We start from the raw sequence: 13,804 nt of genomic DNA, 5'->3' as shown, positions 1-13,804 counted from the left end.
CCGCCCTCTCGCCGGTAGCAAGGGTGCATTCACACTTTTTCCGATGCTGCAACACAGCATGCGGTCGGCGGCACGGATGACGAATTCAGCACAAATCTCGCCGGGTTTGCTGAACACGCCGAATCCACCACCGTTAGTGGCTATCAGCCCTTCATGAAGGTGTCTGCGTGGCACTTCCGAAGGCCGCAAAAATGATTAAAATCGCCAAGTTTTCCACTGGCCGGACCGGCATGAACGCACCTTCCTCCTCCCCTGCCGCCCACGACGCCCCGCGTCCGGGCGCGCTGCTGTCGCCGGAACTGCCGGCGCCCCCCAACCCGTTCCGCCAGGCCATCACCGATGCCTGGTTGAAGGACGAGGCCAGCCACGTCCGCGAGCTGCTGGCGCAGGCGCGCCTGCCCGCCGAGGAACAGGCCAGGGTGCAGGCGCTGGCCGCCGACCTGGTCGGCCGCGTGCGCGTGCGTGCCAAGGACCAGGGCGCGATCGAAGCCTTCATGCGCCAGTACGACCTGGGCAGCGAGGAAGGCGTGCTGCTGATGTGCGTGGCCGAAGCGCTGCTGCGTATTCCGGACCAGGACACCGCCGACAAGCTGATCCGCGACAAGCTGGCCGATGCCGACTGGGAAAAGCACCTGGGCGGCAGCGACTCGGTGCTGGTCAATGCCTCCACCTGGGGCCTGATGCTGACCGGCAAGCTGGTGCAGATGAACGACGCCACGCGCGCCGATGCGCCCAGCGCATTCAAGCGCCTGGTCGGCCGCGTCGGTGAGCCGGTGGTGCGCCTGGCCGTGCGCCAGGCGATGAAGATCATGGGCCACCAGTTCGTCATGGGCCGCACCATCAGCGAAGCGCTGGCGCGCTCGCACAAGGGCGACAACGCCAGCTACCGCTACTCGTTCGACATGCTCGGCGAAGGCGCGCTGACCATGAAGGACGCGCTGCGCTACCTGGAAGACTACCGTCGTGCGATCCACGCCATCGGCGGCGATCACAAGGCCCGCGGTGGCCGTCCGGACGGCGACGTCAACAACGCGCCGGGCATCTCGATCAAGCTGTCGGCGCTGTACCCGCGCTACGAGCACGCCAAGCGCGAGCGCGTGCTGAAGGACCTGGTGCCGGGCGTGCTGGAACTGGCACAGCTGGCCAAGAGCTACGGCATCGGCTGCACCGTCGACGCCGAAGAGTCCGACCGCCTGGAACTGTCGCTGGACATCATCGAGCAGGTGTTCTCCGACGCCTCGCTGGCTGGCTGGGATGGCTTCGGCGTGGTCGTGCAGGCCTACCAGAAGCGCACGCCGTACACGATCGACCACCTGGCCGACATGGCACGCCGTGCCGGTCGCCGCCTGCAGGTGCGCCTGGTCAAGGGCGCCTACTGGGATGCCGAGATCAAGCGCGCGCAGATCGAAGGCTACCCGGGCTACCCGGTGTTCACCCGCAAGCAGAACACCGATGTGTCCTACCTGGCCTGCGCCAAGCGGCTGTTCACCCATGCGGACGCGATCTACCCGATGTTCGCCACGCACAACGCGCACACCATCGCGGCCGTGCGCAGCATCGCCAACGGCGGCGTGTACGAGCACCAGAAGCTGCACGGCATGGGCGACGACCTGTACGCCGAAGTGGTGCCGGCCGACCGCTTGAACCTGCCCTGCCGCGTGTACGCCCCGGTCGGTTCGCACGAAGACCTGCTGCCGTACCTGGTGCGCCGCCTGCTGGAGAACGGTGCCAACTCCAGCTTCGTCAACCGCATCACCGACGAGCGCGTGCCGATCGCCGACCTGATCCGCGATCCGGTCGAGATGGTCGCCTCGTTCGAATCGATTCCGCATCCCAAGATCCCGCTGCCGGTTGACCTGCTGCGCAGCCAGAACCACGACAGGAAGAACTCCATGGGCGCCAACCTCGCCAACGACAACGAACTGCGCGCCCTGGCCGAGCAGCTCAACGCCGCCGTGAAGCCCTGGCAGGCCTCGCCGCTGGTACCGGGTGCCAACCCGGCCGGCGCCGCGCTGCCGGTGACCAACCCGGCCGACACCCGCGAAGTGGTCGGCCAGTGGCTGGCCGCCGATGCCGCCACCGTGCAGAAGGCCCTGGCCAACGCCGTGGCCGCACAACCGGCCTGGAACCGCACCCCGGCCGCCAGCCGCGCCGCCATCCTCGAACACGCCGCTGACCAGCTGGAAGCGCGCATGCCGGAGTTCATGGCGCTGTGCGTGAAGGAAGCCGGCAAGAGCCTGCCCGACAGCATCGCCGAAGTGCGCGAAGCCGTGGATTTCCTGCGCTACTACGCCAAGCAGGCGCGCGAGCAGTTCAGCCACGCCGAGAAGCTGCCCAGCCCGACCGGTGAATCCAACGAGCTGCAGCTGCACGGCCGCGGCGTGTTCGTCTGCATCAGCCCGTGGAACTTCCCGCTGGCGATCTTCCTGGGCCAGGTCGCCGCCGCACTGGCCGCCGGCAACAGCGTCATCGCCAAGCCGGCCGAGCAGACCAACCTGATCGGCTACTACGCGGTGAAGCTGCTGCACGATGCCGGCGTGCCGGCCGAGGTGGTGCAGTTCCTGCCGGGCGACGGCGCCACCGTGGGTGCAGCGCTGACCGCCGACCCGCGCGTGGCCGGCGTGGCCTTCACCGGCTCCACCGAGACCGCCCGTGCGATCAACCGTGCGATGGCCGCGCGTGACGCCGCCATCGGCGTGCTGATCGCCGAGACCGGTGGCCAGAACGCCTTCATCGCCGACTCCTCGGCACTGCCGGAACAGCTGGTCAAGGACGCGATCGGTTCGGCCTTCACCTCCGCCGGCCAGCGCTGCTCGGCCGCGCGCGTGCTGTTCGTGCAGGACGACATCGCCGACAAGGTGATGACCATGCTGGCCGGCGCGATGAAGGAACTGAAGGTCGGCAACCCCGGCCTGCTGTCCACCGACGTCGGCCCGGTGATCGACGCCGATGCGCTGAAGATCCTGCAGGACCACGCTGAGCGCATGGACCGCGAAGCGCGCCTGATCGCCGCCGCCGAGCTGTCCGCCGAAACGGCGCACGGCACCTTCTTCGCGCCGCGCGCATACGAACTGAAGGATCTGGGCCAGCTGCAGAAGGAAGTGTTCGGGCCGGTCCTGCACGTGATCCGCTGGAAGGGCGACCAGCTCGACGCGGTGATCGACCAGATCAACGCTACCGGCTACGGCCTGACCCTGGGCGTGCATTCGCGCATCGACGAAACCGTTGACCGCATCAGCAACGGCGTCCACGTCGGCAACGTGTACGTCAACCGCAACCAGATCGGTGCAGTGGTCGGCGTGCAGCCGTTCGGCGGCCAGGGCCTGTCCGGCACCGGCCCGAAGGCCGGCGGCCCGCACTACCTGCTGCGCTTTGCCACCGAAAAGACGGTGACGGTGAACACCACCGCCGCCGGCGGCAACGCCTCGCTGCTGACCCTGGGCGACTGATCGCCTGCTTGGTGCGGTAAACAAGAAACCCCGCGAATGCGGGGTTTCTTGTGTTTTGCTTCCTGTAGCGCCGGGCCCATGCTCGGCTTTTCCGGCGCAGCCGAGCGTGGGCTCGGCTCTACAGGAATTCAGGTGCCGTCGTGGCCTCGGCCCGCATCAGATTGCGCCAGTGCCCGAGAGCAACAAGTGCATTGACCCAGAAACCGATGTACAGGATCGAGGTCAGGTGCAGGCCACGGCTGTAGTACAGCGGCACTGCAACGGTGTTTACCAGCAGCCAGACCCACCACGACTCCAGCTTGCGCCGCATCATCAGGATCTGCGCGATCACGCTCAGCACCAGTACCGCCGAATCGATGTACGGCGCATAGGCATTGGTCAGTCGGGTCAGCATCCAGCCGTAGCCGAAGGTGGCCACTACCGCCAGCGGCGCCAGCCAGGCCCAGGCACGCGGCCGCAATGAAGTAATCGGCAACGGCGCACCATGATCGCCGCGCAGCCACTGCCACCAGCCCAGCACGCTGATCGCGATGAAGAAGAACTGCAGCACCATGTCCGCGTACAGGTGCGAGCGTTCGAACACGGCAGCAAACAATGCACAGCCGACGATGCCCAGCCACCAGGTGTGCACGTTGTTGCGGCCGGCCAGCAGGATCGAGCCGGCGACGGCGATGTTGGCGGCCAGCTCCAGCTGGAAGTTCGGGTCGGACAGGTTCATGGCGCTATTGTCGTGGATCCACGCGCTGCGTAGACAACCCGGTAGATCCTCGCCATGCGTGGATGGAAATCAAGGCCGCACGCGCACCAGCAATCGCTGGCTTTCTCCGCTTCCCCAGCGTCCTGGCTGCAGGCCGGTTGAAGAGAGCAACGGCGCAAGCCAGTCAGGCGGAACGATGTCCCAGATCACGCCATCGAACGGATGCGGCCATGGCGTTCCCTGAGGATTCGGCGAATGCAGGAACAACGCACTCTGACCGGTATCCGGCGCCAGCGTCACCCAACACTGCACATGCTCCCGCCCGCTCGACGCAACCCGTTCAAGCAGCCGTAGGAGCCCTGCGGCAACGGCGATGCGATCACTGATATGGCGATTGCCGCGCCCCATCCAGTCAAGATGCGTGTGCCAGTAGTCGAACCATTCCGACTCCAACACGCGATCCAGAGTCGCGTTCGCCTTGGCCTCTTCCCGAGCCCAGTATCGGATCATCCGCTTCTGGTAGCGACGATCAACCATTTTGTATTCGCCTGCACTGCGTAAATCCCGGCAAGGTGGCAGGCACTCCCAATAAAGTCACGAGCCGGAAGCGTCATCCATGCATAAAAAAAAGGCCCCGCCTGCGCGGGGCCCTCCGTGTCCTGCTTCAGGCAATCGCCCGAATCAGAACTTGTACTGCATCGACGCCGCCAGCACGTCGCCGCTCACCTTGTACTTGCCGGTCACGGTGTTGGCAGTGGCCGAGGTCGAGGTGATGTTCGGATCCTTGGTGAACAGGTGGGTGTAACCCACGCTGTATTCCATCTTGTCCGAAGCGGCGTAGGTCAGGCCCAGCGACAGCCACTTGCGGGTGGTGTCCGGCACGCGCACGTCACGGTGGGCGTCGGTGGTCGGGGTCTGGTCGTAGGCCAGGCCGCCACGCAGGGTCAGCTTGTCGTTCACGCGGAAATCGGTACCGATCGACGCGAAGGTGGTGTCGCGGTAGTGGAACGGCAGCACGCTGTCCGGCTGGTTGGAGTCATAGTCGACGGTGACCTGGTCGAACTTGCTCCACGCCGTGCGCGTCACCTCGGCCATGATCTGCCACTGGTCGTTCACGCGGTGGGTGAAGCCCACGGTGGCGCTGGCCGGCAGGGTGATGGTGGCGCGGCCGTTGCTGTCGATGAAGGTACCCGGGGCGGCAGTGGCCAGGAAGGCGGCAGCGTTCTGCGGGATAGTGAAGTCGGCCTTGCCGTCGGTGATCTTGTGCTCGACCTTCGAGCGGTAGCTGAAGGCGATGTTGGTGCCTTCCACCGGGGTGACCGTCATGCCCAGGGTGTAGCCGACCGACACTTCGTCGCCCTTGATGCGCAGGTAGCCATCGGCGGTGCCCGGCGAGAAGCCGAGCTGGGCGGCCTGGCGTGCAGCGGCCTGCGACGCCGCCGCAGCCTGGGCTGCGGTGCCGCCTGCAGCCAGCACACGCGCCGCAGCGGTGCGCTGGGCCGTGGCGTTGATCGCGGTGCCGGTATCGACAGCGCTGGTCAGGTCGACGTTCAGGCGCTCGGCGAACACCGAAGCACCGAACGACAGGTACGGGTTGACGTCATAGGAGAACGCCACGCCCAGGTCGATGGCCTGCAGCTCGGTCTTGACGCCGTTGTAGCGGCCGACCCAGTCGCGGTCGTATTCGGTCTTGAAACCGAACGGCACGGTCAGCGAAGCACCGAAGTGCATGTTGTCGTTCTCGCCGAACGGCACGTGGAAGTACGCGGCCGGAACCGGGGCGATCATGCCGGCGTCGCCGCCGTTGCCACCGGAAATCGGCGCGCCGTTGCCGTACTGGCCCTGGCCGCGGAACTTGGCGCCGAAGCTGATGGCGCTGACGTCGCCCTGGACCAGGGTGCCGTCGAGCAGGCGCATGGAGGCCGGGTTGGTGGCGATGACCGACGCGTCACCTTCGGTCGAGGTGGAGCCGGCGAACGCGCGGCCCAGGCCCTTGGCGCTGTTTTCCTTCAGCTGGAAGGCGGCAGCATTGGCATCGGCGGCGGCCAGCGCACCGGCAACGCCGACGGCCAGCAGGGTCAGTCGGGCAATGGTGGAAGCGGTTTGCATCGTAGTTCTCTCTCCGGTAAGCGGTGATGGTGCTCTGAGTGCGCCTGCGCCCGCCGGGTCCTGGGACCCATCGGAGCGCGCCGGATTCCCCTCCCGACATACGACGCCGTATGCGAGTATTACCCAGAGCTGTTAATGAAACAATAACAGCGCAGGCGGTTTTTTCGTCTCAAAAGCTGAACAGGACCGTCCCCACCGAAAGTGGCCGCACGCTAGGCTATTGGCATGTTCGTCTCGCTCCCGTCCCGCAAGAAGGCGGCCCTGCGCTGGGCCACGCCCGTGCTGTTCGCGTCATTGTGGCTGGCGTTCCTGTGGTCGATCTCGCGTCCGGACGATGCCCGCGGCAGCCTCTGGCTGGACTGGGGCGCGCTGTCCACCGGTCTGACCCACCCGCTGGACTGGTGGGCGACCCTGCAGGACGGCAGCGTGCTGCGGCTGTTCACCGCCCTGTTCCTGCACGCGGACTGGTCGCACCTGCTGGGCAACCTGGTGTTCCTGTTGATCTTCGGCCTGCCCGCCGAGCGGGTGCTGGGGCCGTGGCGGCTGCTGCTGCTGTTCCTGGTCGGCGGCGCAGTGTCGAACCTGGTGGCGATCTACACCATGGGCAGCCCGGACCAGATCATCATCGGCGCCAGTGGCGCGGTGTCGGCCCTGATCGGTGCGTATCTGGCCCTGTTCCCGGGCGCGCGGCTGGGCGTGGTGATCCCGCTCGGCCTGTTCCTGGAGTTCGTGCGCGCCCCGGCCTACCTGCTGATCGGCGTCTGGGCGGCGCTGCAAGTGGTGTTCGCCCACATCGGCCCAAGCTTCGGCATGGTGGCCTGGTGGGCGCACATCGGTGGCTTCGTGTTCGGCGTCGTGTACGGGGTCTACGTGCGGGCGGCCATCGCCCGCCGACTGCGCAAGCGCCACGGCTTCTGATCCAGGTAGTGCCGGCCGCTGGCCGGCTCCACGCTCACCGGCCGGTTCGTAGCGTCGAGCGTGCTCGACTCCTTCATCGATATGGATCTGCTCCGTCCGCGATGATGCTGAATGCGTCACTCGCGACTGACCACCAACGTGTTGTGGTGGGTATCGAACAGCAGCGTAGCGCCGTCATCCAGCACCACGAAGTACTCAAAGAACGGCAACTCGCCGAGCAAAGGAATCAGTTCACTTGCCTGCAGAGTCCAGATCGGCCACGGGAATGCGCGCTCATCTGACGCTACCAAGCAGATTTCGCCGTTCACTTCCGCCAGCAGTTTCGCCAAGCAGGAAAGGCCTTCATCGCTGCCGTCGTATAGGATCGTCTGATCAGCCGACGCTTTGCCGGTCCACCAATAGACGAGGCACGGATCAATTCCATGGCGACTCGCCAAGGATTCCAGCAAGCCAGTGGCACGGTCAATCGGCAGCGGATCGCGACCAAGCAGTTGGCTGATCGTGGTCGCGAGGTTCGAATCATCCATGGACCGATTCTATCGGGCGACACCTCGGCTGCGCCGCCTTCCGGATGAACGGGGCGTCCGCCGGGCACGGCCCGGCGCTACCGTCAGGGCTTGGCCGGGGCCGGTGCGGGCTTTGCTTCCGGCTTTGCTTCCGGCTTAGGTTCGACCTTCGCTTCCGGCTTCGCCGCAGCGGCCTTCGCGGTCTTGGCGGCATCCGCCTTCGCGGCCTCGGCCTTCAACCGTGCGGCCACCGAACCGGGGTTCTTCAGCTCGGCCAGCGCGTCGTTGATCGGGCCGTCGCCCGGCAGCACCGCACCGGCGTGGTAGCCCTCGGTGCCTTCGTCGTCGCCGCGCAGATGGCCTGGCAGGGTGGCTTCGCTGTAATCGCTCAGGCTGGCCGGCAGGGCATCCTCCGCCGGGGCGGCGGCGGGCTTCAACTCAACGTCCGGCACGATGCCGGTGGCCTGGATCGACTTGCCGCTGGGCGTGTAGTAGCGCGCGGTGGTCAGCTTCACCGAATCGCCGTTGTCCAGCGGCAGCACGGTCTGCACCGAGCCCTTGCCGAAGGTGCGGCTGCCCACCACGCGGGCGCGCTTGTTGTCGCGCAGCGCGCCAGCCAGCACTTCCGAGGCGCTGGCCGAACCGGCATCGGCCAGCACCACCACCGGTGCGCCCTTCAGCAGGTCGCCCGGGGTCGCGTCGAATCGGGCATCGCTGATGCTGATGCGGCCACGGGTGCTGACGATGTTGCCCTTGTCGAGCAGATCGTCGGCGACCTGCACGGCGGCCGTCAGCAGGCCACCCGGGTTGCTGCGCAGATCCAGCACCAGGCCCTTGAGCTGGCCACCGGACTGCTTCTGCAGCTGCTGCACATGCTTCTGGAAATCCGAGCCGGTATCGGCCTGGAAGGTGCTCAGGCGGATATAGCCATAGCCCGGCTCGAGCAGGCGGCTGCGCACGCTGGTCACGCGGATGGTCTGGCGGGTCAGGCTGACATCGAACGGCTTCGGCTTGCCATCACGCACGATGGTCAGCACCACCTTGCTGCCGGCCGGGCCACGCAGCGGTTCGCTGGCATCGATCGCGCTGATCGGCTTGCCGTCGATGGCGATGATCAAATCGCCGGCAAGGATGCCGGCCTTGGCTGCCGGCGTGTCGTCGATCGGCGCGATCACCTTCATGCTGGCATTGTCCGGCTGCTGCTGCAGCTCCACGCCGATGCCCTCGTAGGCACCGTTGGCCTGCTCGTCGAAGGCCTGCGCGTCTTCCTTGTTGAAGTAGGTGCTGTGCGGATCAAGGTCGATCAGCAGGCCACGCACGGCTGACTGCATCAGCTTCTTGTCATCGACCGGGTCGACATAGGCGGCGCGCACCGCGTTGTACACGGCCACGAAACGGCGGATTTCCTCCAGCGGCACCTTCGAAGTCACCGCCTCCTCGCTGTTCGCTGCCTGCCCGCTGGTTTCCGGGCTGGGGGCGGGCGCGGTCTGCTGCGCCCAGGTCAGCGCTGGCAACAGGGCCAGCAAGAGGGTGGCGGTACGGGCTGCGCGCATGGATCACTCCTGTCGACGGTGGCATGGTGCCCAAGGCACATGCACCGATTATGCGCGAAGCACAGCTAAATTCCCGTTGAATCCGGCCCGCATCCGGCGGGCCAGGATTCAGCGCCGCTGCAGCCAGCTGTCCGGGTTGACCGGCTGCCCGCCACGGCGCAGCTCGAAGTACAGCGCGGTGACGCCCTGGCCGCCGGAATTGCCGACCTTGGCCACCGCATCGCCGCGGCTGACCCGCGCGCCAGCATCCTTCAGCAGGGTGTCGTTATGCGCGTAAAGGCTCATGTAGCCGTTGCCGTGGTCGACGATCAGGATCATGCCGTAGCCGGTCATCCAGTCGGAGAACACCACGGTGCCATCGGCCACGGCCGTGACCGTGCTGCCGGCTGGCGCGCCGATCAGCACACCGCTGCTGGTGCGCCCATCGGGCAGCTTGCCGCCATAGCGGGCCAGCAGGTTGCCGGACAACGGCCACCCCAGGCCGCCGACCTTCGGCGCCGGTGCCGACGCCACCGCAGGTGGAACCTTGGTGGGCGGCGGTGGACGGCCCTGCGCGGCGGCCTGGCGTGCGGCGCGCTCGGCAGCGGCTTTCTCGGCGGCGGCCCGGCGTGCAGCGGCGCGCCGCTCGGCTTCGGCCCGCGCGGCAGCGGCACGCAGGTTGGCCAGCAGCGTTTCCAGTGCCTTGGCGTCCTGGCCCAGTGCCTGTTCCTTCTCACGCTGGTCCTTGAAGCGCTCTTCCAGCGAGGCAACGGTCTTTGCGCGATCGCGGCGGTCCGCTTCCAGGGCGGCTGCCTGCTGTTTCTGGTCCTGCTGCGTCCCCTGCAGCTTCTGCTTGCGCTCGGCGATCTGCGCTTGAAGCGCTTCCAGCTCCTTCAGGTCGGCGGTCAGCGTGGTGATCCGCTGCGCACGCTCGCGCTGCAGGTAGCGATGGTAGGCCAAGGCGCGGTTGGCATCGGCCACCGTGTCCTGCGACAGCAGCAGCTTCAGCGGTGCGTGGTTGCCCAGCTGATATGCCGCGCGCAACAGCCCGGCCAGTTCGCGGTGCTGCTGGGCCAGGTTGCCCTGCAGCGTGCTGCGGCGCTGCTCGGCTTCGGCAAGGGCGCGGCCCTGCTCGCGCAGCGCGGCTTCCGTCTGCGCAAGGGCACGGCCGGTGCGGGCTACCTTCTCGTCGGCCTCGCGCAGTTGTTGCGATGCCTGCCCGCGCTGGCCCTCGATCTGCCGTCGCTCCTGCGCCACGCCCTTCAGTTCGGTTCGCAGTTTCTGCAGCTTGCGCTCGGTCTCGCGGGTGGTCTGCGCACCGCTGGGCACCGGCAGGGCCAGCGCCAACGCCAGCCCCAGCAGCAGGCAGCGACCGCCGCGGGCAGCGGCGATGTGATGTCGGCGTGATGGGAAGGCGTTGTCGCGCAAGGGCTTTCCAGTGACTTCAGGCAGTTGCGGGGGCTACCGGGGAATGGTGACATCTCCGCACGCGGCCTGCCAGCCGCACATCCATCGAGGTCGCCATGAAAACTCTTTCCATTCCGCTGCTGTTGGGCGTACTGCTGGCCACCGGGCCGGTCTGTGCGCAGGAGAACATCAGCAAGGTCAACGGCAGCATCAGCGCCGAACCCGGTCAACGCTACGGCAAGCTCGACACCGTCAACGGCGGTATCCGCGTCGGCGAAGGCGTCGAGACCGGCAGCATCGACACCGTCAACGGCGGGGTGAAGGTCGCCGACCGCGCGCGCACCGGCAAGATCGAAACGGTCAACGGCGGTGTGCGCCTGGGTCGTGAAGTGATCGCCAGTGGCGGCGTCAGCACCGTCAACGGCAGCATCTTCACTGATCGCGGCAGCCAGATCGAAGGCGGCGTCGAGACCGTCAACGGCGGCATCGGCCTGGTCGAGAGCCGCGTCGGCAAGGACGTGGAGACCGTCAATGGTGACATCACCGTCGGTATCGGTTCGCAGGTCAACGGCGGTGTGCATGTGCGCAAGCCGAACTTCAGTGTCTCGCTGACCGCCAGCCGCAAGCCGCGCGTGATCATCGGCCCGAATGCGGTGGTCAACGGCCCCCTGCAGTTCGAGCGCGAAGTGGTGCTGTACGTGCATCGCTCCGCTCGCATCGGCCCGGTGACCGGCGCCGAGCCAATTCCGTTCGACACCGAAACCGCCCCGGCGGACTGAACCCGCCGGACCTGCCGGTTCGGTGATACTCACTGTTACCGGTCGCGCATCAGGCGCGGCCGCCCTTTGTTCTCCAGGAATCGACGATGCCCCGCAAACTCCTCCTGTGCCTGGCCGCCGCGGCCGCGCTCAGTGCCTGCAAAGGCGAAAACACGCCCGCCGCCGCGCCGGCCACCGACACCGCTGCGGCGAAGCCGGCCGCCCATTCGTTCTCCCCGGAGATCAATGCCGGCGACTTCGCCGAGATGGTCAAGACGCTGGCCTCGGATGAGTTCGAAGGCCGCGCCCCGGGCAGCAAGGGTGAAGAGCTGACGGTCAACTACATCCGCGACCAGATGCAGCGCATCGGCCTGCAGCCCGGCAACGGCGACAGCTGGTTCCAGGATGTGCCGATGACCGAGACCACGGCCGACGAATCGACCGTGCTGAAGATCACCCAGGGCGGCAAGACCACCGAGCTGAAGTTCGGCACCGACATGGTGGTGGGTACCCGTACCGGCCAGGCCGAGGTGAAGGTCGATGCCAGCGACCTGGTGTTCGTCGGCTACGGCGTCGATGCACCGGAGCAGAAGTGGAACGATTACGCCGGCCAGGACTGGAAGGGCAAGACGGTCGTCATGTTCGTCAACGACCCGGGCTTCCATGTCGACGACGAGAAGCTGTTCGACGGCAAGCGCATGACCTACTACGGGCGCTGGACCTACAAGTTCGAGGAGGCCGCGCGCAAGGGCGCCGCTGCTGCACTGATCGTGCACGACACGGCCGGCGCATCCTACGGCTGGGACGTGGTGAAGAACTCCTGGGCGGGCCCGCAATACGACCTACCGGCCAAGGATGACCCGGAAGCCCGCATTCCAGTGCAGGGCTGGCTGAGCGCCGAGGCGGCCAAGGCCCTGTTTGCCGGTGCCGGACTGGACCTGGCGCAGGCCTACAAGGATGCCAGCAAGCGCGGCTTCAAGCCGGTACCGCTGAAGGCCACCGCAGCGGTCGACCTGAAAAGCCAGATCGCACAGAAGCAGTCCCGCAATGTGGTCGGCGTGCTGCCGGGCAGCAAGCGTGCCGACGAGGCCGTGCTGTACATGGCGCACTGGGACCACCTGGGCAAGCATGAGGGTGAAACCGGCGACAACATCTACAACGGCGCGGTCGACAACGCGACCGGCGTGGCCGGCATTCTCGAAGTGGCCGAAGCCATGGCGCACCAGGACCCGAAGCCGGAGCGTTCGGTGGTGTTCCTGGCGGTGACCCTGGAAGAATCCGGCCTGCTGGGTTCGAAGTACTACGTCGCCCATCCGACCTTCCCGCTGGACAAGATCGCCGGTGTGATCAACATCGATGCGATGTCGGTGGCCGGCCGTGCCAAGGACGTGACCGTCACCGGCTTCGGCAGCTCGGAGCTGGAGGACATCCTCAAGCCGTTGGCCGCCGCCCAGGACCGTACGCTGCACGGTGAGACCTCGGTGCAAAGCGGCTTCTACTTCCGCTCGGATCACTTCAACTTCGCCAAGGCCGGTGTGCCGGCCCTGTACGCCGATGGCGGCGAGGACCTGCGCGAGGGTGGCGTGGAAGCGGGCCGCAAGGCCGCGGCGGACTACGGCGCCAACCGCTACCATGGCCCGAAGGACGAGTTCGACGCGGCCACCTGGAAACTGGACGGCACCGTTGAAGACCTGCAGCTGATGTACGGCGTGGGCAAGGAACTGGCCGGTGGTGATCGTTGGCCGAACTGGTATGCAGGCAACCCGTTCAAGGCGGCCCGCGACGCGATGATGAAGGACAAGGCTTCGGCCAAGTAAAGTCGGGCCATGCTCGACTGAGCACTTGAGAGCAGAGCGGCGCCCCACGGGGCGCCGCTTTTCTTTTGCGTACCGTCGGCGGCAGATCCATGACTGGTGTGGATCTGCCGGTAGTGCCGGCCGCTGGCCGGCAATCGATTGTTAGCGGCCAACCTTGGTTGGCGCAATGCGTCCTCGTGGACGGCATCCACGCATGGCGTGGATCTACCGGGCGATGTAACGCCATCGGGTTGCAGGCCAGCGGCTGGCACTACCTCTATTACTGCGCCCAAAGAAAAACCCCGCTGCGCGAGCAGCGGGGTTTTGGGTGTAAACCCTGGCGATGACCTACTCTCGCATGGCTTGAGCCACACTACCATCGGCGCAGCTGCGTTTCACTTCCGAGTTCGGGATGGGATCGGGTGGTTCCACAGCGCTAATTTCACCAGGGAGACGGTTGCAGCAGCGCTTGCAGCGCCAGCTTCGCGATCTTGCCCTTGGGCGGAAGGTATCCAGAAAAGCAATGCCTTCACTTAATAAGAAAAACCCCGCTGCGTCAGCAGCGGGGTTTTGGGTGTAAACCCTGGCGATGACCTACTCTCGCATGGCTTGAGCCACACTACCATCGGCGC

General features: G+C 66.5%; 10 protein-coding genes and 1 rRNA gene. 4 read left to right on the top strand and 7 right to left on the bottom strand.

Annotated elements, in window-relative coordinates:
- The first annotated feature begins 230 nt into the window (after positions 1–230).
- Positions 231–3,449, top strand: a complete 3,219-nt coding sequence (gene putA / locus PEM_RS00075; RefSeq protein WP_005414998.1) for a bifunctional proline dehydrogenase/L-glutamate gamma-semialdehyde dehydrogenase PutA — start codon at positions 231–233, stop codon at positions 3,447–3,449.
- 118 nt (positions 3,450–3,567) lie between these two features.
- On the opposite strand, the gene pnuC is transcribed toward putA, so the two are convergent.
- The 3 genes from pnuC to PEM_RS00065 all read right to left on the bottom strand — a co-directional run bounded on the left by pnuC (position 3,568) and on the right by PEM_RS00065 (position 6,255).
- Complete coding sequence (gene pnuC, locus PEM_RS00070; RefSeq protein ID WP_005414997.1) at positions 3,568–4,167, bottom strand: nicotinamide riboside transporter PnuC; 600 nt, start codon at positions 4,165–4,167, stop codon at positions 3,568–3,570.
- A 69-nt stretch (positions 4,168–4,236) separates the two neighbouring features.
- Positions 4,237–4,683 (bottom strand): hypothetical protein, encoded by a 447-nt coding sequence (locus tag PEM_RS20190; protein ID WP_005414996.1) that lies wholly within the window; start codon positions 4,681–4,683, stop codon positions 4,237–4,239.
- Between the two features lie 144 nt (positions 4,684–4,827).
- Entirely contained in the window at positions 4,828–6,255 is a 1,428-nt protein-coding gene (locus tag PEM_RS00065) for an outer membrane protein transport protein (protein ID WP_005414995.1), read from the bottom strand.
- Between the two features lie 225 nt (positions 6,256–6,480).
- Between PEM_RS00065 and PEM_RS00060 the strand changes: the two genes are divergently transcribed.
- On the top strand, positions 6,481–7,173 hold the full coding sequence (locus tag PEM_RS00060) for a rhomboid family intramembrane serine protease (RefSeq protein ID WP_053498727.1): 693 nt from the start codon (positions 6,481–6,483) through the stop codon (positions 7,171–7,173).
- Positions 7,174–7,289: 116 nt separating this feature from the next.
- Here PEM_RS00060 and PEM_RS00055 read toward each other — a convergent pair whose 3' ends face one another.
- The 3 genes from PEM_RS00055 to PEM_RS00045 all read right to left on the bottom strand — a co-directional run bounded on the left by PEM_RS00055 (position 7,290) and on the right by PEM_RS00045 (position 10,639).
- The gene (locus PEM_RS00055; protein WP_119706024.1) at positions 7,290–7,700 is read right to left on the bottom strand and encodes a hypothetical protein; all 411 of its coding nucleotides are present in this window, start codon (positions 7,698–7,700) and stop codon (positions 7,290–7,292) included.
- A gap of 83 nt (positions 7,701–7,783) precedes the next feature.
- Positions 7,784–9,232: a S41 family peptidase gene (locus PEM_RS00050; protein WP_119706023.1), complete on the bottom strand. Its 1,449-nt coding sequence runs from the start codon at positions 9,230–9,232 to the stop codon at positions 7,784–7,786.
- A 108-nt stretch (positions 9,233–9,340) separates the two neighbouring features.
- Positions 9,341–10,639, bottom strand: a complete 1,299-nt coding sequence (locus tag PEM_RS00045; protein WP_111127766.1) for a peptidoglycan DD-metalloendopeptidase family protein — start codon at positions 10,637–10,639, stop codon at positions 9,341–9,343.
- 95 nt (positions 10,640–10,734) lie between these two features.
- Here PEM_RS00045 and PEM_RS00040 point away from each other — a divergent pair, with 95 nt between their 5' ends.
- Positions 10,735–11,397 carry a hypothetical protein gene (locus tag PEM_RS00040; RefSeq protein ID WP_005414989.1) on the top strand — a complete coding sequence of 221 codons (663 nt, stop codon included), beginning with the start codon at positions 10,735–10,737 and terminating at the stop codon, positions 11,395–11,397.
- 86 nt (positions 11,398–11,483) lie between these two features.
- Positions 11,484–13,193 (top strand): M28 family metallopeptidase, encoded by a 1,710-nt coding sequence (locus PEM_RS00035; RefSeq protein ID WP_069140026.1) that lies wholly within the window; start codon positions 11,484–11,486, stop codon positions 13,191–13,193.
- A gap of 314 nt (positions 13,194–13,507) precedes the next feature.
- Here PEM_RS00035 and rrf read toward each other — a convergent pair.
- Positions 13,508–13,622: ribosomal RNA gene (gene rrf, locus PEM_RS00030) — 5S ribosomal RNA — on the bottom strand.
- Between the last annotated feature and the right edge of the window lie 182 nt (positions 13,623–13,804).

It is taken from the genome of Stenotrophomonas sp. Pemsol (genome assembly GCF_003586545.1).
GTDB lineage: Bacteria > Pseudomonadota > Gammaproteobacteria > Xanthomonadales > Xanthomonadaceae > Stenotrophomonas > Stenotrophomonas sepilia.
Note: the sequence above shows the minus strand (reverse complement) of the source record. Positions and strands in the feature narration are given on the sequence as shown.

Bases quoted from the DNA above. Each gene is read 5' to 3' on its own strand.
- PEM_RS20190 (WP_005414996.1), bottom strand. From the start codon at position 4,683: ATGGTTGATCGTCGCTACCAGAAGCGGATGATCCGATACTGGGCTCGG.
- PEM_RS00065 (WP_005414995.1), bottom strand. From the start codon at position 6,255: ATGCAAACCGCTTCCACCATTGCCCGACTGACCCTGCTGGCCGTCGGC.
- PEM_RS00060 (WP_053498727.1), top strand. From the start codon at position 6,481: ATGTTCGTCTCGCTCCCGTCCCGCAAGAAGGCGGCCCTGCGCTGGGCC.
- PEM_RS00035 (WP_069140026.1), top strand. From the start codon at position 11,484: ATGCCCCGCAAACTCCTCCTGTGCCTGGCCGCCGCGGCCGCGCTCAGT.
- putA (WP_005414998.1), top strand. From the start codon at position 231: ATGAACGCACCTTCCTCCTCCCCTGCCGCCCACGACGCCCCGCGTCCG.
- pnuC (WP_005414997.1), bottom strand. From the start codon at position 4,167: ATGAACCTGTCCGACCCGAACTTCCAGCTGGAGCTGGCCGCCAACATC.
- PEM_RS00040 (WP_005414989.1), top strand. From the start codon at position 10,735: ATGAAAACTCTTTCCATTCCGCTGCTGTTGGGCGTACTGCTGGCCACC.
- PEM_RS00055 (WP_119706024.1), bottom strand. From the start codon at position 7,700: ATGGATGATTCGAACCTCGCGACCACGATCAGCCAACTGCTTGGTCGC.
- PEM_RS00050 (WP_119706023.1), bottom strand. From the start codon at position 9,232: ATGCGCGCAGCCCGTACCGCCACCCTCTTGCTGGCCCTGTTGCCAGCG.